We start from the raw sequence: 24,414 nt of genomic DNA on the forward strand, positions 1-24,414 counted from the left end.
ACACGCCATCACCCCTTTGTGCCCTACACTGAAAACATCAAGTTTTCACAAATGAACCCGGCGATTCCCCCGTTTCGTAGTCTCGCGATTTATCGCGTTGGTGGAACTGCCTGTGAAGCCGAACCAACGCGATAAATCGCGAGACTACGAAACGAGGGGGAGATTCCCGATTTTGATTGTTAACTTTTATAAAGGAGCTTTTAAAATGACAACACAACCTTTTCATGTGATTATTATCGGGGGTGGTATTGGTGGCCTGTGCCTTGCTCAGAAATTGCGCCAGGCTAGCGTCAGTGTCGCCGTCTATGAGCGGGATCAGTCGCGCACGTCGCGTTTGCAGGGCTATCGTATCCACATTAATCCGAATGGAAGCCGGGCGCTTCACGAGAGTTTACCACCTCGCCTCTACGACATCTTTGTCGCGACATGCGGGAAATCCGGGAAAAGTTTTCACTTTCTCGACTCGCAATTGCAGGAATTACTCTCCATTGAGCCTGCTGATATGGGTTTCACCTCTGAGGATGATCCCGTCGAGAGCCATAAATCGGTGAGCCGCTTCACGCTGCGACAGGTGTTGCTGGCTGGCCTGGACGATGTCGTCCACTTCAACAAACAATTCGAGCGCTATGAAGAGATGCCCGATGGCAAAATCACGGTTTTCTTCGAGGATGGCACATCCACCACCTGTGATGTGCTGGTTGGGGCCGATGGCGGTAATTCGCGTATACGCAAGCAATTGCTTCCGCACGCCCAACGGATCGACACAGGCATTTGTGCTATCCAGGGCAAGACGCTCTTGACCGATGAGATCAGACAACAGCTTCCCCAGCACTTGTTTGCCGGTCCAGCCTCGGTCATTGGATCAAAGGGATATGGCATGTTCGTTGCGGTCCAGGAGTTTCGACACGAACCCGGTAAGATTGAGGAGATCGGCGAGGCCATCAACGTCCACCCTAACCTGTTGCTCAGCGATACCAGCGATTTCATCGGCTGGGGATTTACCGCGTGCCAGGACAAATTCGCGGTACAAAAAGATCTGAAAACGATGTCCGGGGAGGAACTGAAACAGGTCGCGCTGAAGATGATTGCTGATTGGCATCCACGACTCCAGCAACTCATGCGCGCTGCTGACCCATCAACAGTCATCTTCACGCCGATACAAACCTCGCTGCCGATTGACCATTGGCAAACACAACAGGTTACGTTGCTCGGCGATGCCATCCATAGCATGACCCCGGCTCGTGGTATTGGGGCGAATACGGCTCTGCGCGACTCTGCCCTGCTCGGTCGCAACTTGATCGCGGCCCAGCGTGGCAAAATGCCGCTCCAACAGGCGATTCACAACTATGAAGTCGAGATGCTCAGGTATGGCTTTGCAGCAGTGCTCAGCTCAAAAAAAGCTCTTGAACAATCAGCATCGTTAGAGAAACCATTGTCCCTGGCAATGAACAAGGCCGTGTTTCGCGTGCTGAATGCAGTGCCGCCTTTGAAGCGTCGCGTCTTCAGCGGATTCGGCGATAAGTGAAAGACTTGACATGTGCTAATAACTTGTGTATATTGTTGGTAAGTACAATGATTGTACTTACCAACAATATATGGAGGTTTTTCATATGCTTTCTTCCGATCAGCGCCCCTGCTTGAAGAGAGCAGGATCATGATGAGGGCAAAAAGAAACGCATCAAAGGCTCATGCACATCCAGCCTCTTCACAGGAGCAAGAGCCGTTAAACACGGGCATTGCTCGTGTCTTGCCAGAGCGCCTGCTCACCGATCAAGCCTACCTGTTGGGCCGTCTGGGACGAGAGGCGCGCCGCCAGTTTACGCAAGTGCTGAGCGCCTGGGAACTGCATCCCTCTCACTATGGGATTCTGCTGCTGCTCGAAGCTATTGGTCAGGCATCCCAACAACACCTCGCGCGAACCCTCACGATTGATCGCGCCAACATGGTAACACTCCTCGATACGCTTGAAGAGCGAGGGTTCATCGAACGGCAGGCAGACCCTCGCGACCGACGACGGCATGTTGTGAAACTTACAGCTAGTGGGCAAGAAGAATTGCAGCAGATTCGTCAGGCACGAGCGAAGACGGATGAAGCCTTCTTTGCCGGGCTTGACAATGAAGAACAGGGAACGCTGCATCGCTTGCTCGTTAAACTCTTCAACTCGTTGACTGAGGATCATGAAATGTAATGTAAATCGCGAAACTACGATTTACGTGGTACGCAGAAAGAAGAATACCTATGACAGAAACCATTCGTTTTGATGGTATCAGCTTGCCCGTGAGCGATGTCGAACGCTCCGTCGCATTCTATCAACAGTTTGGCTTTGAACTTCAGGTCCAGAATGCGAACTTTGCCTTGCTGCGCCTGGGAGAAGGAACCATCGGCTTGCTCAAGATGGACGTGTCGAAATGGCCGAGTGCGCTGCGTGGAGCCGTCCATATTGAATTGAGTACAGACAACCTCGATCTGCTCTTTGGAGAGTTGAAAGCGCAGGGCGTGCATTTCGCCAGTCCTCCTATCGACCGTGCCTGGGAGCGACAAATGTTCACGTATGATCCCGACGGGTATAGATTGGAAATCGCTCAGGGACGACGAGGATAGCAAGCGAGTCGGCTGGCCAGGGTTTCGCGTAGGAAGATTGCTCCTATCAGCCCTGAGAGCAGCGTCAAGAAGCCCACGACTCCGATGGCCCAGGGAATTCCTAACAGGTCTGCCAGAATACCTGCTAGCAGGCCGCCCACAGCATAGCCGCTATCGCGCCAGAGACGATACACGCCAACTGCTGAGGCGCGGTAGCTGGGATGGACGACATCGCTGACGGCAGCTAGCAGCGTTGGATAGACGAAGGCGGTGCCCACGCCGAGGAGTACCGCACCTGCGAGCCAGGGCCAGAATGTGCGAACCAGTACGATCAGAAACAATCCAAGCGCCTGAATGAGCATTCCCGCAACGATGAACCATTTCCGGCCCCATTGATCGGAAAGCGCACCAGTTACCAGTTGTCCGATGCCCCAGACCGCTGGATAGACAGCGACCAGAAGGCCAATCTGCGAGGGAGAGAGGCCGACAGCCGCAAAATAGAGGGGAAACAATCCCCATGAGAGGCCATCGTTGAGATTGTTGACCAGCCCTGCCTGACAGACGGCAAACAGCGTATGGTTTTTCCAGGAGGTTTGCGCGACGATCTCGCTGAAGGAAGGGATGGACGCTTTCGTTTCCGTTGCCGTGCCTTCCGGGGCGGGTTGCATCTGGAGCGCCTCCAGGGTGGCATAGTCCCGCGACTCGCGCACACCCAACCAGGAAAGCATCAGCCCCGCAATTGCGAAGACAATCCCCAGGAAGAAAGGCTGTGGGCGTAGCGCATAGGCCGAGGCGAGATAGCCCGATGCCAATGCTGCTGCTGAGACTGCCAGGTAGCCCGCCGCCTCGTTGAAGCCCATTGCCAGACCCCGCTGTTTCGGTCCCACCAGATCAATTTTCATAATGACGGTGGTGGACCAGCACCAGCCTTGATTGATCCCTAAGAGGACATTCGCGAAGACCACCCATCCCCAGGAGGGAGCGAAGATAATCAGCAACGGAACCGGCAAGCCGATCAACCAGCCCAGCACCAGAATGCGTTTACGGCCTACGCGATCTGTCATCCGCCCGGCAAAGAGATTGGCCCCGGCTTTCACCAGACCAAAACTGACGAGAAACGAGAGAATTGCGGTCTTAGAGGCGATCCCGAAGTCCTGTTCAGCGAGCAAGGGCAGGATGGTGCGCTCCAGGCCCACCATGCCGCCAACAAAGGCATTAATGAGGACCAGCAGGCTGAATTGTCGCCAGTTCGCGCGTAGGCCGAGTTGGAGGGACCGCGTGCGTATGTGAGTGTTAGAAAATGGCACAGCGATTGGCTCCCGCTTCGATGGTGTTCTGCTGTTCAATGAAAATGATATTCCTATGTTCAATAGCATAATCGAATGTGAGCGGGTGTCAAGGAGGAATCAGGAACCATTTACATAGAAAATTTATATAAATCTGTGATATACTAAAGTCTATGACAGACCATCTTTCTGATCCTGACTTGAACGTTGGGGACTTGACGACAATTATTGAAGAGTTCACCACGATCTTCATTCGCTTGCCTTCGGTGGAGCGGTTGAGCTTCACCACGCTGTCGGTATTGCATACGCTCTCGCGCAAGGGTCCGATGCGGCTGACCGAGTTGACGGCAACCGAGCAGATGACGCAACCGGCGATCACGCAAATGGTGAAGCGGCTCGAAAGCGATGGATTGCTCGAACGCCGTGCTGATCCGCGCGATGCCCGTGCAGTGCTGATTCAGTTGACGTCACGAGGAGCGCAGATCATCGAAGCTCGCCGCGCCGCTCGTGTGCAGCAACTCGCCAGCCTGCTCGACCGTTTGCCCCCGGAAGAACGTAGGGCCATTGCCTCCGCCGTGCCAGCGCTGGCACATGCCATCGAGTTGGGCAGAACAGCCGAGCTACCATTGTATCCACGTCCTTCCGAAGTGTATACACACCACCCACAAGAAAAGGAATAACTTATGCCTGCAAGCCAGAAAGGAGCCGGAAGACGCGGCTCCTCGTTCCCACTGTTGCCCACGCCGATCCATGTTTCGGACGAACAGCTCTCGGACCTGCGCACGCGGCTCAAGCTTACCCGCTGGCCTCTGGACGCTGGCAATGACGACTGGTATTACGGCGTGAAGCGAACCTATCTTGAAGAACTTGTTGACTACTGGCTCCATGTCTACGACTGGCGTAACGCAGAGGCCGCCATCAACCGCTACGAACAGTATCAGGTGAACGTTGATGGCGTGCCTGTGCATTTCATGCGTAAAGCGGGAGTTGGTCCGAACCCCGTTCCGCTTATTTTGACGCATGGCTGGCCCTGGACTTTCTGGCATTGGTCCAAAGTTATTGATCCGCTTGCCGATCCCGCTGCATTTGGCGGTGATCCGGCAGATGCGTTTGATGTCATCGTCCCCTCGCTGCCCGGTTTTGGCTTCTCAACACCCCTACCCAACAACCCGGACATGAATTTCTGGAAGGTGGCCGATTTGTGGCATACCCTGATGACCAGGATTCTAGGCTATGAAAAGTATGCTGCTGGTGGCTGCGACATCGGAGCGCTGGTGGCGGGCCAGCTTGGGCATAAATATGCTGATGAACTATACGCGATCCATATTGGTTCGGCCCAGAAGTTGAGCATGTTCAATGGAGATCGGGGCTGGGATCTCAGCGGCGGATATCCCATTCCAGAAGGGATTCCAGAGGATATTCGGGCTAGGATCATCACACTTGATCGTCGTTTCGCGGCCCATCTCGCCGCCCATGTCCTCGGACCCTCTACCCTCGCTTACGGACTCAGCGATTCACCAGCAGGTATGCTTGCCTGGATGTTTGAACGATGGGTAAAGTGGAGCGATAACGGCGGCGATATTGAGCGCGTCTTCTCGAAAGATGATCTGCTCACGCACGCAATGATCTTCTGGGTCAACAATGCTATCGAAACCTCCATGCGTTTCTATGCTAATGCCAACCGCTATCCCTGGACGCCTGCCCATGATCGCTGGCCCGTCGTCGAGGCTCCTACCGGGATCACGTTAGTTGGGTATGAGAACCCGCCGGGAGTCTCGACCGAGAACCGTGTGCAGCACTTCCTGAGCAGCGATCGGGCAGCCTGGTACAACCACGTCAACGTTACCGTTCACGAGCGTGGCGGCCACTTCATCCCCTGGGAAATCCCCGACAACTGGGTGGACGATCTGCGCCGCACCTTCCGCTCCTATCGCTAGTCCGAAAGATGGGCGCCCACCTTCCCTCCAGGAAGGTGGGCACTGTTTTGCCAACAATTACCTTTCTTCTTTCTCCTAAACAATCAGAAGTAGAACTTTTGTTTGTATAGTGTAACGTGTAATTTTAACGTATACTGGTGACGTGCGCTGTTTTCATCCATCTCTCACTCTGTATAGCTTCAACAGGAAAATGAAGTGCTAGAACAGAATGATCTTTCGGACAGCTCAAACAGCTTCTCTGATACAAATAGGAGAAACCCCCTGTTCACTGAAATAGAGGCATTTCTCCACACGCTAACGGCCTCCAGCGCGAATACAAAACCTCTTGCCACGATAACCATCCAACAACCACAAACCCAGCAATCTTCATTGCCACAGAACGCGCATGCCCTGAAAGTATTTATTGCTTTTGCTGAGAGTGATCGATACTGGTTTTCAGAGAAGATAAAGGTAATGTTAACGGCACTAGAGAAAGGCGGTTGCCCCATCAAAGTGTATGAGAGAGAAGTAACGGCCAACACGCCATATATCTTGCAGAAAGACAATGATCTAGAAACAGCAGATATTATCCTGCTGCTGGTGAGTTGGGATTTTGTCGCCTGTGACTATTGCTATAGCGATCAGATGCACCGAGCGGTTAAGAGACATATGGAAGATGAATGTCAGATCTTGCCTATCCTCATCGAAGAATGTACCTGGGAGAAAACCCCTTTTGCAATTATCCCGATGTTACCTGGTAAGGGCAAAACCTTGAAAAATTGCAAAAATAAAGGCAGTGCCCTGAAAGATATTTCTAAGTGGATAGAACGTGCTGTTGACCATTTACAAGCTCGCCAGCTATGAAGTCATTCACAAATGGTGATGAAGAAAAAAGAGAGAAATGTATAAAATATTTTGATTTTTTGAAAAATGGAAGGAAATATCGTCATATATGTATAAAGTTATTCCTTTTCTACTAATACGTGTCTTTTCATTTTATGGGAAGGAGACCCCTGATGCAGGAGAGGCTCAAAACCAATGTTTTTGTTGTTCATGGAAGGGATGATCGAGCGAGAAGAGAGATGTTCGCGTTTTTGCGCGCCCTCGGATTAACCCCGATTGAATGGAGCAAAGCCGTCGCAGCTACCGAGAAAGCTGCCCCATTTATTGGAGAGGTGCTGGAAGCAGGATTCAATATAGCGCAAGCGGTGATAATTCTGCTCACTGGCGATGATGAAGCCATGCTCAAAGCAGTCTATCTCACCGATGATGATCCTGAGTATGAGAAGCGCTTGACCCCGCAGCCCCGGCCAAATGTGCTATTTGAGGCTGGAATGGCCTTTGCCCTCCATCCAGAGCACACGATTTTGGTCGAGTTGGGGAAGATCAGACCCTTTAGCGATGTAGCAGGTCGCCTCGCCGTCAAGTTGAATGATACCTCTGGGGCTAGAAATGAATTAGCGCAAAGGCTTGAAGACGCAGGATGTGTAGTAAACCGGATGGGAAAAGACTGGCTTGTCGAGGGAAATTTTGGAAGATAGCAGTGCTCGTATATGATGCCTTGCGCGGAATGCGTGCTTGTAGTGAAACCACCATACAGCAGGCAATCAGCAACTAGATTGCCTGCTGCCGCAAATGTAGTGATGAGAGAAGGAAAGGATGGGCGGAATGAGAAGAGCGTTAATTATTGGCATCGATGATTATCCCGGTGCTTCATTAATCAGATAATTTTATAAATGCCTGGATGCCCAGATGCCCTCGTTCTTCCCTTGAGCTATGTTCACTGCAAACGCTTTCCTATCGCTGTTGAAAAAAAAGCGAAACTGCTTGTATGTTAGAGTATTGCCAACGTTTGGCGCTCATGAGTCAAATAAATTCCAGTGATCGGCTACATCTCACTACCTGCTGGGGGGCTATTCTAGTTTGGCTCTCACCCAGCAGGCAGCGTCGATGTATTCCGCTAAACCCTCATCGCCTTTTTGTGAGGAGATTGACGATTCTTTATCAACTGGCTCTTAGCGCTCTTGTGTCTCTTTGTCAGGAATCTTGAAAGCGAGTGGTTGTCGCAATCCCCAGGAGTCGAGAACGCTCTGTTGCGCCTGCGCTTTGGCGACATTGACGGGCGCTAACCCTGGCTCTGTGCCAATGATCGTTCGCAGGGGACGTGTGCCTCGTGGTTGTGCAATGAGATCGGCAACCACATTGGCAACGAGCTGTGGATCTTGGGCCTCTGGTCCGCTATTTGCAGCTTCGGTATTATGCAAGATCTGTGCTGGAATGTTGGCGAGTTCTCCATAAGGGATCAGGCGTTCCTGATCGTGAGGCTCTTGCTGACCCCTCAGTAGTCCAGTGGCAAACAGGCCAGGTTCCAGGATGATCGATTCGATGCCAAGTGCGGTAAGTTCATAGTGATAGCCTTCGGCCACTGCTTCCAGAGCCATTTTGCTCGCAGAGTACAGGGTGACGAAGGGAAAAAGCAGGCCACCAGAAACGGAACTCATATGGATCAGTAAGCCACTATGCTGACGGTGCATGGCGGGCAGGACCGCACGATCCAGGCGCAGTTGTCCGAAGAAGTTAACCTCCATGTGTGCCTGCACCTGTTCAAGCGTGTATGCCTCGGTCACTCCGGTATAGACGATACCTGCATTATTGATCAGGACATCGATGCGCCCGGCTTGCTCAAGCACACTCTGAACTGCCTGATCGACTGAGGTATCGCTCGTGACATCAAGATCGAGGACAGAAAGAGCGAGCTGTTCGCGTTGTGCCAGTTCGCGTAACGCCTGAGCATGTGCGGCATTGCGTCCGGTGGCCTCGCGCATAGAAGCAAACACGTTATGCCCTTGCCGTGCCAGGGTTTCAACGATCCTGCGACCAAACCCGCTGCTACTTCCTGTCACCAGTACAACCTGTTGAGAACTCATATATTTTATCTCCTTCATATGTGTATGGAAAGAAAGATTTTCATCGCCCTGTTTTATGTACAGGCGTTGTGCTAGAATTATGCAACGAGCGTGAGGCGCGAGCCAGGAGCTAAAATGTACTGGTAGAAAAACTACTATGATAGTTGTAACTGTGTGCCAATTCTGGTCAGGGTTTATTGATGGATGCTGAGTCTTTTGACATCTGACCCGACACCTTATCGGTAATAGTTGTGTTTTCCCTGGAGGAGCTTATCGCACATCGCTGTGGTGGACTCGTTGAGCATCGATCTGCGCATGGCTCTGCAAGCGGCGGGAGAAGAAAATATTATCCACTTCCCCTTTGTGTCCTCCTGGAGCAGAATAGGTGAAAACAGACACAGCCTTTGTTGCAGTCAGTTTTAAGGGGCAGCAACCAGAGAGGCTGCCCCTCACTCATAGTTACTCTCCGTCCGAGTCCTGATAGCTATCAGGGTTCTGCTCATGGCGATAAGCTCGACGAACAAGTGTTTCTTTATCTTCTCTATAGCCTAATTTTTGTGCTTCCTCATAAACCTTATTGATGGTCGCGCGTGTAACTTTTTTCCTTGTCTGCCTATCTGTTTCGCTATATTTTACGTCTATATCAAGCATTGCTTGAAGATACCTCCTTGCATATGCAGCTTCACGGTTCATCGCGGTTACTTTACTATTATGAGCCGCACGGGCTTCAGAAGATCCCAGGTGAATACGACGCTGTTTTGCGCTTGCTGCTCGTTGTTCATCTGTTATATCATCGTGTCGACCTGATTTTATAAGTTGCGTATACTCTCTATAGAGCGAATGCTCTGCTTGGGTCATGCTCCTCTCTGAGGCACCATATTCCTCCCAGCCACCTGCTTCTTTGTGTGACCACCATTTACCCGTTCCCTGATACGAGCGCCATCCATCTATAGTCGTCTCTTCAGCAAAACGGAAACAGGAAGAACGATAGAAATCGTCATGCACATCTGATTGCGATGCACTCGCATCATCAGCAGAATGTGAACGCTCATGACCTTTAGACTTTCTGTTTATGCCTTCCACAAGAGAAATCCTTTCGTTAAGGAATATAGTATTATACATGTGATTCCGGCATAGCTATTACTAATGAGTTTTGTCAGAATTACATGTGCTGCCTGACAAACAATACTGATAGTCCTATCAGCATGTGAAGAAATCTTAGATCTCTCTAAAGAGTAAATGATGTAACCTCGCATTTCCGGGGAAAGGGGGGACAATCACTGCGTTCCAAGAACAATTGCGAGATGGGAATCTCTCTTTTTAGCCCTGGCTTTTGGGTACAACCAAATTCAGATACGACAAACGTCTCTTTTTCTGAGACTCTCGCAAATGGTAGATTTTGGCGGCTTCTCAAGCTATACTAAAGGGGTAGCGGTCTGAATGGGGCTTGCTTGCTCGTCTGAGCTTGTGCGCCATGTCACGTATCAGAATATCCCTGGTAGAACCAGGAGGAAAATGAAACAGATGTACAGAATTATCTCCGTACATCTGTTTTTGTTTGTGGGTTTATGTGTTGGGGGAAATGAAGTGTATGAGGATTATTTTATTTTTAAGCCCTGCCACCATTCTTTCGGTTCAACTTGCATGCATGAGTCTGCTAGCTTTCGAGCAATATCAGTTTGCAACCCGGCATAACAGTTTGTAATCCAATCATCGACATCGGCATATCCTTGTACCTGATATTCTCTTGCTTGGAAAATGCACTCAAGTAAATCCGCATCTTTAGCTAGTATTGCCTCTAGTGAGATCCTAGCTTCATAGTCTTCAAAGAGTGCTAAGATATTCTCCGCTATATCTTGAGGGAGCCTTTCAACTTGTTCGGTAAGTGCTTTTTCTTCGTCTCTACCAACGTTAATGTATCTTTTGGATACACGGTGTAGATCGTTAATTCTTGTTTCCCCCGTATCATGAAAAAGGCATATCATCGCTGTTTTCTGTGGATCGGCATTTCCGTCAAGGGATGCGAGGATATAACCAAGAATTGCGGTTCGGAGGGTGTGTTCTGCTATACTTTCAGGGTCATTGATACCTGCTATCCACCATCCAGATCGTTTCACTCTTTTCATGTGGCCGATTTCATAGATATATTTCGCAACGTTGTTTAGCTCCTTTAGAGCTAGGATGGCTTTGGAGCAGGCAGTGAGATTGTACCTGCTCCAATTCTCTTATATCTCGCTGGAATATTTAGGACGGCTTTAGGAGTGTGAGGATAGTTTCGAGTTGTTCCTCGATCTTGGTGAGGCGCTCTTTGACTTCTTTCATGTCCTGATTTAAGTTTTGCGTGAGGCCGATCTGGTCGATAGTGAGACCTTTGACCATTGTTAGCTCATAGGCAACGTTTTGTAGAACAGGTCTGAATTCTGCCGTTGTTCTTTCTAATGCCTCTATTCTTTCTTCTTGTGATGGCATGCGTTTTTGTCTTTCATTGGACGCTTGATTTGTGGATCGCTTTTCCTTTGCTCTTATGATACATTGGACTAATAGTTTTGTCCAGGTTGGGTGCTATATATCTGGTTTGGTGTCTTCTTGTGGTTGTTCCTCGATCAAGTCACAGATACTTACGCCTAAAGCTCTGGCGATTTTTTCTAGGGTGCTTAGGTTGATGTCTCGGTAAGGGTCGCCGTAGATAAGTCTGATGGTTCGGTAAGTGATGTCGGCTGACCTGTGAAGCTTGCTCATACTGATGCCTTTTGCTTCTGCTATCTCTTTTATCTTCAGCTTAGCCATTGTTTTGTTTTGCCTCTGCCGGTGATTTTGCTGCGATTTTATCAGAGAGTATCAGTCAGTAGTAGCCATAATGTAGTATCATGCTTGATTTACGATAACAAAGTATGATACTCTGTTACCATGTCTTAATATCAATCGGTGTAGAGAGTTCGGAAGATGAGGAAGGATTTTGAGTATGGAAGGTGATGAATATAGGGCCGTGCCTATTTCACAAAATGATGTCCTGGCGCTCCGGGCTATTCTTCAGTTTTATGGAGCGTATATTATGCAGAACAAAATTCCTTCTGCTAAGCGGAGTGCTGATATATTGATGCTACAGGTGCTTATCTTCAAGTTGTCCTACGCTAGTTCAATGGATTTGTTGGTTGAAGAGTTGAAGTTGATGAAGGATGCTTTAGGCATCTTTATTTCTGAGGTGAAGCGTCGAGTGCCTGTACCTCAAGGGCGTGATGGCGTACTTGAGAGTTCTGAACAGCTTCTTCGTTATATTGACGAGTCATTTGCTGTATAGAGTTGGATAAAAGCCCTTGTTGTACCTTATTATTAAGGTCTCGCAAGGGCTTTATGTTTGATTGCTACTTTGGCAATGTTAGCGATTATTTTTCACCTCTAATTTTTCATTTTCTTGCTTGCCTGCGGTGAGCCGTGTGTTCTGCCCATTTCTGAAGCGAATTTGTTGATGAGTTTAGCTTGCTGGTCACCTGTTGCAAGCGTTACGCTCGGACCTGGAAGGTGATGGGCAGCGATTGAATGATGTAGACGAGGCCAGCACGCACCATGATCGGCGTGTCGGGAATCCGCCGCAACTGCTTGAGCTGCGTCAGGATCATCGGCAGCCCTATACGAGCTTCCAAACGAGCTAATGGCGCACCAAGGCAAAAGTGAATGCCATGCCCAAAGGTGAGATGACGATTGGGTTCGCGGCGAATATCGAGCTGGTCCGGGTTGGGAAATGCCTCAGGATCATGATTAGCGGAGGCATTCCACGCCTGGACGATGGCATTGGCGGGGATACGCTCTCCGCCCAACTCGACCTCGGCTTTGGTGCGGCGGAAGATGTACCAGACCGGCGGCAGGTAGCGCAAAATCTCTTCAACCGCCGTGGACATCAGTTCAGGCTGCTGGATCAACTGATCGCGTACGTCGGGGTACTGCGTAAAACAATAGATAGCATTGGCAAGCAAATTTTTGGTCGTTTCCTGACCGGCTCCCAGCAGCAAGAGACAAAACTTTGTCAGATCACTCTCACTCAGGCGTTCGCCATCAACCTCGGCGACGCTGAGCGCACTCAGGATATCACCACTTGGTGAGCGGCGGCGTTCGGCCAGAAGCTCGCTGAAGTAGTCATACATACGCTGTTCCCTGTCATGCGCTTGCTGCATAGCCTCTTCGCGTGTCCTGGGGAGTGGACCAGTTCCAGGAGGAGTGCCAGCCCAGCGACGGAAGATGTCCCATTCCTTATCAGGAATGCCTAGCACGAGCGCTATCGCTTTCGCCGGGAAGGGGAACGCGATATCCGGGACGAAATCGATCTGGCCCTTTGGCAAAGCATCATCCAGCAGTTCCTGCATGATTTGTGTAAGGTGATCTGAAAGTTGATTGATAGCGCGGGGTGTAAAAGCCTGATTGACGATATTGCGCAATTTCCGGTGAGCAGGCGGATCTTTCGCAACCATTGTGTCGCCGAGGAACGTATCCTCAGAGAACCCCGGTACCTTTTCTGATGAAAAAAGATTATAGTCTGTTATAACACGTTCTACGTCGTCATAGCGAAAAACTTGCCAGTACTGTGTTTTCTCATCATAGAAGACCGGGTGTTCGGCTCTCATCTGCTTGAACCAATGGAATTGTTGGCGTGTCTCTTCGATAGGGTGAGCTTCAGAAAGTTGAAGTCCTACCATACGTCTCGGTTGCTGCATGGATGATCCTTTCATTTGTATTCTTTCTTGTTTCCTCTCTATTTATACCTCGGGCAAGCAAGCTGACCTATAACCCTCTTCGGGTCTCTGGATGCATAGGTCTTGCAAACGCTTGTTTGAGACGGCCTGCAATACTATACTAGAAGGAGGTCTGTTGTAGCCTGAGAAGGTTTGAAAATAAAAACGGATGTGTGAAGTGTGCTTACACAGCCGTTTTTATTTGTGATTTATGCGTTGAGGGAAGTTTGAAGAGTACCTGATTGTTTTCTATATAGAAAAACTACCTGGATTAAGGAATACATCATGAATGAGCAAGAGCGACGAACAGCATTGGCTCAGTTTTTGCGAACGCGGCGGGAGCGCATGTCTCCCGATGGGCTTGGGCTTCCTATGAGCAAGCGGCGTAGAACACCAGGGTTGCGCCGGGAAGAGTTGGCGCTGCTGGCTGGTGTGGGGATAACATGGTATACATGGCTGGAGCAAGGACGCGACATTACGGTCTCAGCACCAGTGCTTGAGAGCCTGGCGCGCGTCTTGCAACTCAATACTGATGAGCGCAATCACCTCTATCTGTTGGCGCGAGAGCAGTTGCCAGCAGCACCTATAACCGCAATAGAAACAGTGACTCCTGCGCTTCAACTCATCCTTGATTCGATGGGAGTCTATCCGGCCTACGCAATCTGTCCTCGCTGGGATATCATCGCCTGGAATCAGGCGTCCGTCCGCGTGTATGCTGACTTCAGTACGATGTCTGAGCGAGAACGCAATCTCCTCTGGTTTCTCTTTACGGATCAACGGCAGTGCACTCTGATCGTTGATTGGGAGGCGGAGGCACGACATACATTGGCCCTCTTTCGTGCCAGCACGCAACGCGCTATTGGGGAAGTATGGCTGACAGAACTGATTACAGATCTCTCGCAGGCGAGTCCAGAGTTTCGCGAGTGGTGGTCGCACTATGATATCCAGGAGATGTATCCATGCCAGATGCAGCTCGATCATCCTCGCGTTGGATTATTACACCTGCAAGCGACCTCTTTCCAATTGACTGATCACTCCGATTTGCGAATGATCGTTTACACCCCTGCTCCCGGGACAGAGACCCTGGCGAAATTGACCGCGCTTTCGGCATCTGGATCAGGACCGCAAGCGTTTGAAGACCGGGAGCAACTGGGGCTGGCTTCATTGCATCGATAGAAAGACATATGTAGTAAGGAAACCAATGGATCTAGAACAGCAAATAGAAAACCTTTTCGGCCTGAGTAACGTCATTTGTGAACCACTCAACACTCTTGCCAATGATGTGGTTGCAGTCACAACGCCAACCGGTCGCTTTGCCCTCAAACTGTACCACCTGCAACGGACCCCCGCCGAAGTTCAATGGGAGTTGGACCTGACCGTCCATCTCATGCAACATGGTACACCTGTAGCGAAACCCATACGTGGCAAGCAGGGATATGTAGAGTCTTTCTGTATAGACGGGCGAGATCGTGTGGCTGTCCTCTTTGAATGGGCACCGGGTGAAAAGCCAGCGCCAGCGCGAGATACCTACATCCTGCTCGGCAAAGTGGCGGCTCACATCCATCAAGCTGCTGACACATTTTCTTCTTCGTTGCCGCGTGAGATCTATGATGCTCACACCCTCATTGACGAACAGCTTCAGCGGATGGAAATGGACCTTCGTGAAGCGCAGCGGTGGGAGCAGGCCGTAGCATTAGGCGAGCGCTTGAAGCACATCATCGCGAATCCTGCACTGGATTACGGTGTCTGTCATATGGACCTCACGCTCGATAATGTGCATCGTTATGGCGAGCGTATGATGGTGTTCGATTTCGACAGTGCCGGTGTCTCCTGGCGTGCCCTGGAACCGCATGGTGTTTTGAGATTTTCAAAAGCGTATTTTCAAGCCTGGCTCGATGGTTACCGCAGCGTCCGCCCTTTCAGCCAGCACGACGAACAAGCCGTCGCAGCATTCGGCATTATTGGCGATTTGCGTGGGGCTGTCTGGAAGCTTGGCCGCGCCATTTCATCGCGGGGAAAACCACTGCTTGAAATCTCTGGTCTTCCGGGCGTCGTCGATGGATGGCTTGATTGGGAGCAGAAGCATATCCTTTCTTAACCCTCGAAGAGCAAAAATACCCTCTCGCTTCAAAGGGACTGGATTACGTTTTACGTGTCCAGGCACTTATCATCATTGGGCCAACGACGAGCTTGTGCTGACTGACTGCCTCAGCTCGCAGCCGCTCGGCATAGGTCTCCACATCGGCCTCCTTTTCAGTTGTAATACCAAACTGAACAATGATGGGAAGAAGGCTACGCAGAGTCTCGGCAACGAGGTCATAGCCTTCTTCCCACTGTTCTCCTGCTCCTGCTATAGCATCCAGGCCAAGCTGCGGCAGAGGCAACCCCGCTCGACGAAAGGCTTTTGGCAACTGCACACTCATCTGAGTGGGAGAACCCGCATGAGAATATGCCTCCAAGGCCCATAAGAAAAATTGCCTGCACAGTGAGGCAATATTCTCATTTGCTGAAACGCTCTCGCTCAGGCTGAGATCAAGTTCCTGAAAAGCGAGAATACCCTCTGGACCTAGATGTCGAGCGATGGTCTGCAACGCTGCTGCCTGGTCTGCTATGTAAACCAGGGCGAAGCGACCAACGGCTGCATCAAAGTCACTCTCCAGAGCTATATCGCGAATGTCTCCTTCAAGAAAGGTCACATTCTTCAGCCCAGCAGCACGCTGTCGAGCAATTTTCAGTATAGCGGGATTCTTGTCTACTCCGACGACGCGGCCAGTTGGTCCGACCAGTTTCGCGGCAAGCATTGCCACATCGCCAGCTCCACTGCCCACATCTAGCACCTTCATGCCCGCCTTGATGCCTGCTACCTCAAAGAGCTTACGGGTGGAAGGCTCAAAAAGATTTGCCTGCTGTTGGAGACGCTTCGTTTCTTCAAAAGAGCGCCCAGGAGTATAGAGAGGGTCATCCTCGTACTTTTTACGCATACTAGTTTTCCTTATATGTTATGAAAGAAATGTTTCTTCCTCAACAGATGAATAGTGTTCCGTTTGCTAAAGTGTCTACCACATCGGGCAAGTAGTGATGAGGTTTGCTCTCAAACGTGTAGCCAATCGCGAATGAGGCGTGTTGTGGGATCGGCAATCGGTACTTCGTGGCAAACTCTGGGTCAATGTCGCCACGCGCGTAGTTTACAACCAGAGGATGATACTCAAGCCAAAGCAGTAAGCGTTCTTCAAGCTGGCTACAGAACAGTTGTCTGACAGCAGCACCCATTTTGAGGTTCGGAATCCATCCAGAAATGGAGCGGTTCGTTATTTTGAAGAGATCAATCCCTTGTACTTCCGGCGTGACCATGAGCAACCTTGCCCTATGCGACAGTGCATCTGTCTTCCGCATTCCAACGGTTTGCCAAGCTCTCGATGAGGAATGCTATTTACAAGTTTGAGAAACAGTATACCCGATGAGGGGCAGTTTTTCCAGGAACCTTTGTCCCAGTGCTTATGTCGGAGGGCATTTCTTCTGAAAGTCCCGAATGAATGACTTTCATTCTGGGTGGTGCGCCTCCAGCGTATGATTCTTACCAAAAAGCTATACTAGAAGGAGAAAGCCGAAAAGAGCACAACTGTCCAGGAGACATGCTTTTTTCTCCCAGTAGTTGGCCTACGTGGAAATACCTGTGAACAATACTACTGGGAGATGTCTCCGTCTGATAAAAGAAATAGAGAATAACGATGTTGAGAAACCTCAAGAGATCCCTGAAGCTTTTGGGGGTCGTTGTGTGGGCCGCAAACAGTGCGGCCCATGGTTCCAAAAGAGATACTCCTCATGCCGCGAGCTCTCGATCTAGCACCTCTTCCCCTATTCCCTTGTACCGCTTGCATAGTCCTGAAGCCAGGGACCATTTGTATATTACTAGCGTTGCTGAGAGAAATCATGCTATTACGTACCTGGGCTACAGCGATGAGGAGATTGCAGCTTGTATCTGGCCCACTGTTGATGCCGAGCTTGTCCCCTTGTACCGCCTGCATAACTCTGAAGCCAGGGACCATTTGTATACTACTAGTGCTGCCGAGAAAAATCGTGCCATCATGTACCTCGGCTATAGCGATGAAGGTGTCGCTGGCTATGTTTCTGCTTACGAGGCTCCCAACCTTATTCCCTTCTATCGCCTGTTTCATGGGAGGAACGTAGATCACTTGTATAGCACCAGCATTGTTGAGAAAAATCACGCCATCACGTACCTCGGCTATAGCGACGAGGGGATTGCAGCCTGGGTTCTTCCTTATCAGAAATCAGCTACAGTGGGCAGCTGATCTCAAAGAGAATATCGTTGAGGGCCGTAAAGTAGAAGCCGTAGCTTCCTCTCATGTTCCTCGGTTTTTGAGAAAGCTGAATCCCTGCTTCTAGCAGACGATGGTACATCTTATCTACCTGGTCGGTGGTTTTCTGGAGAAATCCAACGTGAAAATCTTCTGGATACGGCATTAGCTCACGTTTAAATGCGCGAGGGTTACTCAGAACAAGCGTGAAGCCATGCCCATCGCTCATGACTGCGACAGCATCCTTTCTTTGCTCCAGAAATTGGAAGTCGAAGTGGTTCTGGAAAAAGGTGCATGCTTCGGTGAGGTCGTGTACACAGAGATTGAGGTGATTGAGTTGCATAAGATCCTCCTGAGATTGGAGGTCCGATGTCATAGGGCAAAGCGCCAGCTTTACATGCATCGAACCTCGGCAAGTCAACAGATGCACTTCATCTGCTGTTGTCGTGGGTCCGAGCATTGGTGTGCCGGACAGTTACCCTCAGTGTGTTGAGGGCGACCGGGCTACCTACCGGTCCAGCCTTTTTGACGATGCCATCATAGCACACCAATACCTACTGGTCAACAGCTTTCACCTTTGCCTCTGGCGTCTCAACCCCTCACTGGTTCCCAAAGCGTGGGGAGAACTCAGTGGTAGCGTTCCCTTTTCGGGAGAATTTGTCCGACATGTGTCGCTTTCCATGCTCCCTCAGAGGACCAGACGCGATATAAAGCATGCGTCTCCGAACCTCCGCTCTTATGATGCATGGCGACACGTACGTACCAGTGCGGACATTGGAGGTGCATGTGCGTAGGAGCAAGTGGATTGGTTTTTGAAGATACGTGTGCTTCGATCACAGCTTTCTCTGCTAGATCAATTGCTGCTTGAGCTGCTGCACACTGAGCAGCTCTTTCGTCTTCTTGTTGAGTGATAACTTTCCCCTCATAAATATCGTGTTGCATTGTACACCCTCTTGCATGTTTCAAATTTCTTCACGTAGTCATCAATAGGTCAATGACAAAGAAGATATCCATGCTCTAACTAGTATACATTACAATCGTTAAGCGAAATTTAATGCCATGTTAGATGATGAAGAAGCTACGAGAGAGGGAAGCGAATCTGACCTCGTTGTCGTGTGTGGCAAAAAGGGGCAACGTTAGCACATCTTCCTGTCTACAATTCCGATGTGCTAACGTTGCCCCTTTTTCTCTGGCGCCTCAACTGTTGATAGCGTGATTGTGCCAGACCAACGTGCCTTTTTCAAAGGATTCAGCCGGGAAACTCACGAGATCAATGCGCCAGGGAGTTACTTTTAGCACCCCAAAATAGGGATGATCCGGGCTGATGTAGTCCTGCGCTGGATCGAAGCCGAGCGGAGGTGGAGTATTTTTGAAGAGATCCCAGATACGCTGTTTCTCTTCGAGATTATCAACCCATTCAATCCGGCCATCGACGTAAACGGGTTGGTGGACATTGGTGATATAGGCTAAGGAAATGTATGGATTGCGTGCCAGATGTCGGGCCTTGTGCGAATGGGGATGGGTCGCAATCCAGCCGGTTGCCCCTTCCCAGATCGGATGCAGGACGCGAGAGCGCGGGCGAAGCTTGCCGTCTATGGTCGCTGCACTGCACAAAACCATCGTATGCACACGTTGGAGAAATTCAGCTTCGATTTCAGAAAAGTGGGTGACTTTCATAAGCTTCCCCTTTCATCTCTACACAAATCTACACTATGAAGAAGAGAACACAAGCATAGCATGTTTAAGAGAGAAAAACAACTCTATTCGCGTGTCTTTTTACTTGCTTGCTGATTATGAGTATTTCCCGACGCTTGCTTCACAACGAAACCTGGTTCTCCTAATCCCCCAACGCTTCGCAACCAACCATTATCACCCCTGATAATCACCTTCCGGGGTGATAGTATCCAAAGGTATCTTTACGTAAACTGATGAGGAAGAAGAAATAATCAGGCAAAAAAAAGATAAAAGTGTAAAAAAGGAGTTTTTAAAATGATGAAAAGATCTTCCTCTCTGCTATTCTGGGGCCTGTCCATGATCATTGCGCCTCTCTTGCAAGCCATTTCGACCTTCTTCTGGGAAGGGAATGGACAATATAGCATTGGCATTACAGGAGGAACGCTGGTCGTTCTCTCTACGGTATTCTGGATACCAGCGTTCATTGGCCTGTTTGATCTTTTGCGCGAGAAGATGCCCTTGTATGCGACCTGGGGGCAGCTACCCGCCTTCTATGGCTGTGTGGGTGGCGCACTCTTTGGGTTTCGAGACATCTACGCTGTTACTTTCCATATCGCCCATCAAACAGAGCTACAGGCATTTTCAGCCTTTGAGTGGAATTATAATCTCACTCTTTTCTGGCCTGGCTATCTCTTTGTACTCAGCCTGCTGATCCTGAGTCTCATGCTGATGTGGAAAAAAATGGTTCCCTGGTGGATCGGAACTCTGCTGTGCCTGGGTGCGCTTGCCTTTCCCGTCAGCAGGATTCCGCGTATCGAATTGATCGCTCATGTAGCAGATATTCTGTTGCTCATTCCGCTGCTCTTTCTGGGATGGACCTTGCTTCGAGGCCAGTTCACCGGCCCCCAGGCTGTATCATCCCCGATGGCGCACCCTCACAATATAGCAGAATAAAGTGCTGGCGGGCGAGAGATACTCGCCCGCTATGCGAAAAATTTGCTGTTCGCTCTGCTATATCGAAAGATATATTTTCCTTTTGAAATATGCTCCCGTCTACAAAGCTTGATAATACCGAACGTTTGGTAAAGCAGTATAGCCGGCCTTTTCATAGGTTCTTCTGGCGGGTGCATGACCAGGATCTCCACCTGTCGCCACGACAGCAAGCTTGATGCCGCTTTCTTTCATCTTTTCGAGCGCAAAATGGTTCAACTCTGTTCCTATACCCTGGTTTTGATATTCAGGATGTACCGCAAGCAATTCCACTTCTCCTGTATTGTCCTGTCCATTTTCCTGGCTATTTAAGGTGCAGGCTATAAATCCAGTAATCACTTCATCGCATTCTGCCACCCAAACAAGGGTCTTCTCATGCTCCAGACATATCTTTTCAACGACGCTTCTCTGGGCTTGTTCCCCGTCTGGAAACAGCAGGGAATAGATTTTAGTTCCCAGCACTTGCTCAAATGAGCGATACACGGGAGTCCACGCTAACAATGATAATTGCACTACGTCTTCCAGATCATCGGGAGAGAAAGGCCGAATATGTAAATGCATCATGATCCTCTTTTGCCTGTATGTATCTGTTATAGAGAAATGAATTCTCAATTTTCAATGCAAGTATGCCAGATAGAAAGCCATTTTCCCAGGTATATTTTGCTTATGATTCAGGGGAGATGAGAGGGCATGATGTGTTTTTAGGTGGGGTCAAAACGGCGAAGACATGCATCTCATGCTTCGCCGTTTTGATTCTGGTTGGCATCGCTCAGGAAAGGAGCTGCCATGTATCTGCTATTGTGTGTTGTCCGCACCTTGTGAGACCTCGAACAGGAACCATTTATAGCGTTCGACGTTATCGAGGATCTCCTCAAGCCGATTGCTGGTGGCAACGTCGTGATTATTCTCACAGACCTCAATCACCTGTCGTATCTTTTGCGCGATATGATTATCATCAGCGATCAAATTGCGCACCATATCGGCAGGTGGCACAAACTCGCTATTATCATCGCCAACAGTTTGCAACTGGTTGACATGGCTCACGCTCCGAATGGTGGTGCCACCAATGCGGCGTAAACGCTCAGCCATGATGTCGATAGACTCTAAGTATATGGTGGCGTGCTGATCGAGCAGCTTATGATAGTCGCGGAAATGGGAACCTGAGAGGTGCCAGTGATAATTTTTACTCTTGATATACATCGCGAACGCATCTGCAACCAGAGGATTGACGGCCTCTGTCACCGCTTTGACTTCCTCTGGTTTCAGGTCTGTTGGGGTTGTGAGCTTTGGTGGGGCCGGAAAGGTCTTCACCTGTGCTGTTCTATGTGCTTCTTTGGTTGTCATCTCTATTCCTCCTATATAGTATGTCTCTACGTATCAACATCCGGTCTTCCCTGAAGAAATGCGTCGGTTTCTTTGCCACTGACCACCAGCCAGTAACTTCTGAGCATCCAATTAAGTACACGCTGATTACCACCAGGTGGTGACAGTCCACAAGCTGTTGTAGTCGAGCGATTTATCGCGGGGGAGCTTGTCGTGCGGCCCCGCGATAAATCGCTCGACTACAACAGGGGATTCCCGATTTAGGTTGTGGAAATTCATTCTTCGGGTAACAGTTGGGGATTCCAGAGGATTTCCCAGAGATGAGCGTCGGGATCTTGAAAGTAGCCAGAATAGCCACCCCAAAAGGTGTCCTGAGCGGGTTTGATGATCTTTGCTCCAGCCTTTCTCGCCTGTTCCATCACCAGATCAACCTCTTCTTTACTGCTCACATTATGCCCGAGTGTGAACTCGGTAGGACTGGGAGCTGTTTTTGCAATGGTCGCATCATGGGCGAGGTCATTGCGAGGCCAGATGGCAAGCTTCAAGTCAGATTGCAAATCAAAAAAGGCAACGGCTCCATGCTCAAACTCTTTCCCAACTATGCCTTCAGTAGAGAGGCCAAGACCATCACGGTAGAAGGCCAGCGATCTTTCCAGATCATCGACGCCTAATGTAATTATCGTAATTCTTGGTTTCATAGCAGTGATCGTCCCTTCTTTCTCTTTGTGTTTGGTCCATAACTTTCTTCTGAGAACAGTATAAGGCCAAATATGGCGAGGATCGGTCCTATTTGAAGGAATTCTATGTAATGATCTCCTCTCCCAGACAGGGCTTTCCAATTCTCCCATCTAGCGGGAGTGCAGAGGGCGGCAGCCCTTTGCCGGGGTGCGGGGTGTCCCCGCAAAAACCTTTTTTCTTCTCTTTTGCGCGCCGCCGCAGGCGGCGCGCGAAGGAGGGAAGGAAACTGGGGACGCCCCAGGCCCCGGCAGGGAGACCCCTGCACCCCTTTGAGCGGAGAACTGGAAAGCCCTGTCTCCCAGAGAACGTGGTATCGAAAGCGCATCTTGTATGATATACTTTTGACAATAAAGATCAATCGATAACCTTTCTATCAGGAAAGCATGTAGTATGTTGAACAGTGTTGGGACTCTCGTTAACGCAACCAAATTTCCCGCATAAGCGATCACGCCGTGCTTATGCGGGGGAATACAGGCTATTTACCTATCTGAATATGAAGATAGGGCGTTTTTCATAGCTTCCTTCCTCTCCTTTCATCTTCGCGGTATGGTTGCCGGGCAGCTCGCGGGCCTTTGGTGATCTGCGAGGGGGATGGTGCCGTCCGTTTCACCTCTCCTTTTCGCTATTTTTCCCTCTGCATGCGAGTATGCACCCATGATGACTCAATGACCCTCTGATGGAATCCGCTTATCCAAATTATCCTGCTCTATTGCTTCTTTGGATGCGGTTCTCCCCTGGAAGTGAAGGTTTCTATGATAGTAAATGTTCAACGAGAAGAAAGACGGCGTTTACGTCTGGCTCGAATGGCTGTGAACATCTTCTTTTTTGTGAATGGTGTGATGAGTGCTACCTTTTCAACGCGCCTTCCTGCTGTGCAAATGAAGCTGGTCTTGCCCCCAGGCCAATTAGGACTGGCTTTGCTTGGATGTACTTGTGGAGGGCTGCTGGCTATGAATATAGCTGGTCGTGTTTCTTCCCGCTTTGGGAGCAAGATGATATTGACTCTTGCTGCGCTTGATATGTGTATCACACTTCCTTTGATTGCGCTTGCGCCAACCCTGCCCCTCTTTTTCCTGGCCCTGGTTCTTTTTGGAGCTGGTGGTGGTGCTATGGATGTGACCATGAGTCTCCAGGGAACTGCTATCGAGCGTGAATATGGTCGATCCATTATGAATTCGTTTCATGCGTACTTTAGTATAGGAAGTTTAGCCGGTGCAGCACTTGGCAGTCTGCTGGCCGTTTTGGATGTGCAACCTGAGCCTCATTTTTTCGCCGTTACCGCCGTTGGGTGTGCGGCTATTGTGTGGAGTTCGCGTTTCCTTTTCTCTGCAAAACAGGAACAGATAGGGCAAAAGCAGCCTGCGAAGGTTGCTCGTTCTTTTCACATTTCCCCAACGCTCATGGGGTTGGGAGTGATTGCCTTCTGCTCTTTGCTCAGCATTGGAGCGATGTTTGATTGGAGCGCTGTCTATCTTTCAGGAACTCTGCATACCAGTGCAGGGTTAGCAGCAGCGGGCTTCACGACGTTTTTAGTCTGTATGGCTCTTGGTCGTAGTGTTGGTGATGCTCTGGCAACGCGCTTTGGTGCGACTATCCTTATGTGTACCGCTTGTTCGCTTGCGGCAATTGGACTTGCTCTCGCTCTGCTGTGTGCCTGGATGCCTGCGGTGCTTTTTGGTCTGGGTCTGGTTGGAATGGGCCTTTCGGTTCCATTTCCTCTCGTGTTGAGCGCGGCAGGGCGTCTTGCCAAATGGGAGAGGAGTTCTGCCCTGGCTACCGTCACAACATGGGGATATGTTGGTATGATAGCCGGACCCTCCATGATTGGTTTTCTCGCGGATCGGGTCGGAGTGCGTCTTGCGTTGGCTCCAGTGGTGGTTCTGTGTGTCCTTGCGGCGCTTTGTGTTCCAGAGGCAAGTACCTCTATGCGGGAGGGGGATAAGGAAAGCTAGCAAGCTCGT

Annotated in this window: 28 protein-coding genes; 13 read left to right on the forward strand and 15 right to left on the reverse strand. The window is 50.0% G+C overall.

Going from position 1 to position 24,414, the window contains the following annotated elements:
• Positions 1-205: 205 nt before the first annotated feature.
• From K3T83_RS46755 to K3T83_RS46765, 3 genes are all read left to right on the forward strand, one after another.
• Positions 206-1,525, forward strand: a complete 1,320-nt coding sequence (locus K3T83_RS46755) for an FAD-dependent oxidoreductase (RefSeq protein ID WP_220210013.1) — start codon at positions 206-208, stop codon at positions 1,523-1,525.
• A gap of 129 nt (positions 1,526-1,654) precedes the next feature.
• Positions 1,655-2,188 carry a MarR family winged helix-turn-helix transcriptional regulator gene (locus tag K3T83_RS46760; protein ID WP_220210014.1) on the forward strand — a complete coding sequence of 178 codons (534 nt, stop codon included), beginning with the start codon at positions 1,655-1,657 and terminating at the stop codon, positions 2,186-2,188.
• A 50-nt stretch (positions 2,189-2,238) separates the two neighbouring features.
• Positions 2,239-2,601 (forward strand): VOC family protein, encoded by a 363-nt coding sequence (locus K3T83_RS46765; protein ID WP_220210015.1) that lies wholly within the window; start codon positions 2,239-2,241, stop codon positions 2,599-2,601.
• Here K3T83_RS46765 and K3T83_RS46770 read toward each other — a convergent pair.
• The gene (locus K3T83_RS46770) at positions 2,583-3,926 is read right to left on the reverse strand and encodes an MFS transporter (RefSeq protein WP_373324693.1); all 1,344 of its coding nucleotides are present in this window, start codon (positions 3,924-3,926) and stop codon (positions 2,583-2,585) included. The two genes, K3T83_RS46765 and K3T83_RS46770, sit on opposite strands and share 19 nt — an antisense overlap.
• 113 nt (positions 3,927-4,039) lie before the next feature.
• Between K3T83_RS46770 and K3T83_RS46775 the strand changes: the two genes are divergently transcribed.
• From K3T83_RS46775 to K3T83_RS46790, 4 genes are all read left to right on the forward strand, one after another.
• Positions 4,040-4,546: a MarR family winged helix-turn-helix transcriptional regulator gene (locus tag K3T83_RS46775; protein ID WP_220210017.1), complete on the forward strand. Its 507-nt coding sequence runs from the start codon at positions 4,040-4,042 to the stop codon at positions 4,544-4,546.
• Positions 4,547-4,549: 3 nt separating this feature from the next.
• Complete coding sequence (locus tag K3T83_RS46780) at positions 4,550-5,803, forward strand: epoxide hydrolase family protein (protein WP_220210018.1); 1,254 nt, start codon at positions 4,550-4,552, stop codon at positions 5,801-5,803.
• A 195-nt stretch (positions 5,804-5,998) separates the two neighbouring features.
• Positions 5,999-6,646, forward strand: coding sequence for a toll/interleukin-1 receptor domain-containing protein (locus tag K3T83_RS46785; protein WP_220210019.1), 648 nt, complete (start codon positions 5,999-6,001; stop codon positions 6,644-6,646).
• A gap of 152 nt (positions 6,647-6,798) precedes the next feature.
• The gene (locus K3T83_RS46790; protein ID WP_220210020.1) at positions 6,799-7,323 is read left to right on the forward strand and encodes a TIR domain-containing protein; all 525 of its coding nucleotides are present in this window, start codon (positions 6,799-6,801) and stop codon (positions 7,321-7,323) included.
• Positions 7,324-7,797: 474 nt separating this feature from the next.
• Here K3T83_RS46790 and K3T83_RS46795 read toward each other — a convergent pair whose 3' ends face one another.
• From K3T83_RS46795 to K3T83_RS46815, 5 genes are all read right to left on the reverse strand, one after another.
• Positions 7,798-8,709 carry an SDR family oxidoreductase gene (locus K3T83_RS46795; RefSeq protein ID WP_220210021.1) on the reverse strand — a complete coding sequence of 304 codons (912 nt, stop codon included), beginning with the start codon at positions 8,707-8,709 and terminating at the stop codon, positions 7,798-7,800.
• 438 nt (positions 8,710-9,147) lie between these two features.
• A complete protein-coding gene (locus K3T83_RS46800; protein ID WP_220210022.1) occupies positions 9,148-9,771 on the reverse strand; it encodes a DUF4225 domain-containing protein in 624 nt (207 codons plus the stop codon).
• 515 nt (positions 9,772-10,286) lie between these two features.
• Positions 10,287-10,871: an HD domain-containing protein gene (locus K3T83_RS46805; RefSeq protein WP_308441736.1), complete on the reverse strand. Its 585-nt coding sequence runs from the start codon at positions 10,869-10,871 to the stop codon at positions 10,287-10,289.
• A 61-nt stretch (positions 10,872-10,932) separates the two neighbouring features.
• Positions 10,933-11,157, reverse strand: a complete 225-nt coding sequence (locus K3T83_RS46810) for a hypothetical protein (RefSeq protein ID WP_220210024.1) — start codon at positions 11,155-11,157, stop codon at positions 10,933-10,935.
• 93 nt (positions 11,158-11,250) lie between these two features.
• Positions 11,251-11,475, reverse strand: a complete 225-nt coding sequence (locus K3T83_RS46815) for a helix-turn-helix domain-containing protein (RefSeq protein WP_220210025.1) — start codon at positions 11,473-11,475, stop codon at positions 11,251-11,253.
• Between the two features lie 175 nt (positions 11,476-11,650).
• Here K3T83_RS46815 and K3T83_RS46820 point away from each other — a divergent pair, with 175 nt between their 5' ends.
• Positions 11,651-11,986, forward strand: coding sequence for a hypothetical protein (locus K3T83_RS46820; RefSeq protein ID WP_220210026.1), 336 nt, complete (start codon positions 11,651-11,653; stop codon positions 11,984-11,986).
• Between the two features lie 202 nt (positions 11,987-12,188).
• On the opposite strand, the gene K3T83_RS46825 is transcribed toward K3T83_RS46820, so the two are convergent.
• Positions 12,189-13,394 (reverse strand): cytochrome P450, encoded by a 1,206-nt coding sequence (locus K3T83_RS46825; protein ID WP_220210027.1) that lies wholly within the window; start codon positions 13,392-13,394, stop codon positions 12,189-12,191.
• A gap of 303 nt (positions 13,395-13,697) precedes the next feature.
• On the opposite strand from K3T83_RS46825, the gene K3T83_RS46830 reads away from it, so the two are divergent.
• A complete protein-coding gene (locus K3T83_RS46830) occupies positions 13,698-14,588 on the forward strand; it encodes a helix-turn-helix transcriptional regulator (RefSeq protein WP_220210028.1) in 891 nt (296 codons plus the stop codon).
• Between the two features lie 25 nt (positions 14,589-14,613).
• The gene (locus K3T83_RS46835) at positions 14,614-15,510 is read left to right on the forward strand and encodes a phosphotransferase (RefSeq protein ID WP_220210029.1); all 897 of its coding nucleotides are present in this window, start codon (positions 14,614-14,616) and stop codon (positions 15,508-15,510) included.
• 43 nt (positions 15,511-15,553) lie between these two features.
• Here K3T83_RS46835 and K3T83_RS46840 read toward each other — a convergent pair whose 3' ends face one another.
• Complete coding sequence (locus tag K3T83_RS46840) at positions 15,554-16,393, reverse strand: class I SAM-dependent methyltransferase (RefSeq protein WP_220210030.1); 840 nt, start codon at positions 16,391-16,393, stop codon at positions 15,554-15,556.
• A gap of 40 nt (positions 16,394-16,433) precedes the next feature.
• The gene (locus K3T83_RS46845) at positions 16,434-16,763 is read right to left on the reverse strand and encodes a hypothetical protein (RefSeq protein ID WP_220210031.1); all 330 of its coding nucleotides are present in this window, start codon (positions 16,761-16,763) and stop codon (positions 16,434-16,436) included.
• Positions 16,764-17,140: 377 nt separating this feature from the next.
• Between K3T83_RS46845 and K3T83_RS46850 the strand changes: the two genes are divergently transcribed.
• A complete protein-coding gene (locus K3T83_RS46850) occupies positions 17,141-17,722 on the forward strand; it encodes a hypothetical protein (RefSeq protein ID WP_268963580.1) in 582 nt (193 codons plus the stop codon).
• Here K3T83_RS46850 and K3T83_RS46855 read toward each other — a convergent pair.
• The 3 genes from K3T83_RS46855 to K3T83_RS46865 all read right to left on the reverse strand — a co-directional run bounded on the left by K3T83_RS46855 (position 17,706) and on the right by K3T83_RS46865 (position 19,405).
• Positions 17,706-18,071, reverse strand: a complete 366-nt coding sequence (locus tag K3T83_RS46855; RefSeq protein ID WP_220210033.1) for a VOC family protein — start codon at positions 18,069-18,071, stop codon at positions 17,706-17,708. The two genes, K3T83_RS46850 and K3T83_RS46855, sit on opposite strands and share 17 nt — an antisense overlap.
• 284 nt (positions 18,072-18,355) lie before the next feature.
• Positions 18,356-18,670, reverse strand: coding sequence for a hypothetical protein (locus tag K3T83_RS46860; protein WP_220210034.1), 315 nt, complete (start codon positions 18,668-18,670; stop codon positions 18,356-18,358).
• A gap of 255 nt (positions 18,671-18,925) precedes the next feature.
• Positions 18,926-19,405: a pyridoxamine 5'-phosphate oxidase family protein gene (locus tag K3T83_RS46865; RefSeq protein ID WP_220210035.1), complete on the reverse strand. Its 480-nt coding sequence runs from the start codon at positions 19,403-19,405 to the stop codon at positions 18,926-18,928.
• Between the two features lie 312 nt (positions 19,406-19,717).
• On the opposite strand from K3T83_RS46865, the gene K3T83_RS46870 reads away from it, so the two are divergent.
• Positions 19,718-20,356, forward strand: coding sequence for a hypothetical protein (locus K3T83_RS46870; RefSeq protein ID WP_220210036.1), 639 nt, complete (start codon positions 19,718-19,720; stop codon positions 20,354-20,356).
• 99 nt (positions 20,357-20,455) lie between these two features.
• Here K3T83_RS46870 and K3T83_RS46875 read toward each other — a convergent pair whose 3' ends face one another.
• The 3 genes from K3T83_RS46875 to K3T83_RS46885 form a co-directional block, all read right to left on the reverse strand.
• Complete coding sequence (locus K3T83_RS46875; RefSeq protein WP_220210037.1) at positions 20,456-20,956, reverse strand: GNAT family N-acetyltransferase; 501 nt, start codon at positions 20,954-20,956, stop codon at positions 20,456-20,458.
• 231 nt (positions 20,957-21,187) lie between these two features.
• A complete protein-coding gene (locus K3T83_RS46880; RefSeq protein WP_220210038.1) occupies positions 21,188-21,736 on the reverse strand; it encodes a Dps family protein in 549 nt (182 codons plus the stop codon).
• Between the two features lie 254 nt (positions 21,737-21,990).
• Complete coding sequence (locus K3T83_RS46885; protein ID WP_220210039.1) at positions 21,991-22,413, reverse strand: VOC family protein; 423 nt, start codon at positions 22,411-22,413, stop codon at positions 21,991-21,993.
• A gap of 792 nt (positions 22,414-23,205) precedes the next feature.
• On the opposite strand from K3T83_RS46885, the gene K3T83_RS46890 reads away from it, so the two are divergent.
• Positions 23,206-24,405 (forward strand): MFS transporter, encoded by a 1,200-nt coding sequence (locus K3T83_RS46890; protein ID WP_220210040.1) that lies wholly within the window; start codon positions 23,206-23,208, stop codon positions 24,403-24,405.
• Positions 24,406-24,414 lie beyond the last annotated feature (9 nt).

The sequence above is a fragment of the Reticulibacter mediterranei genome (assembly GCF_016587455.1).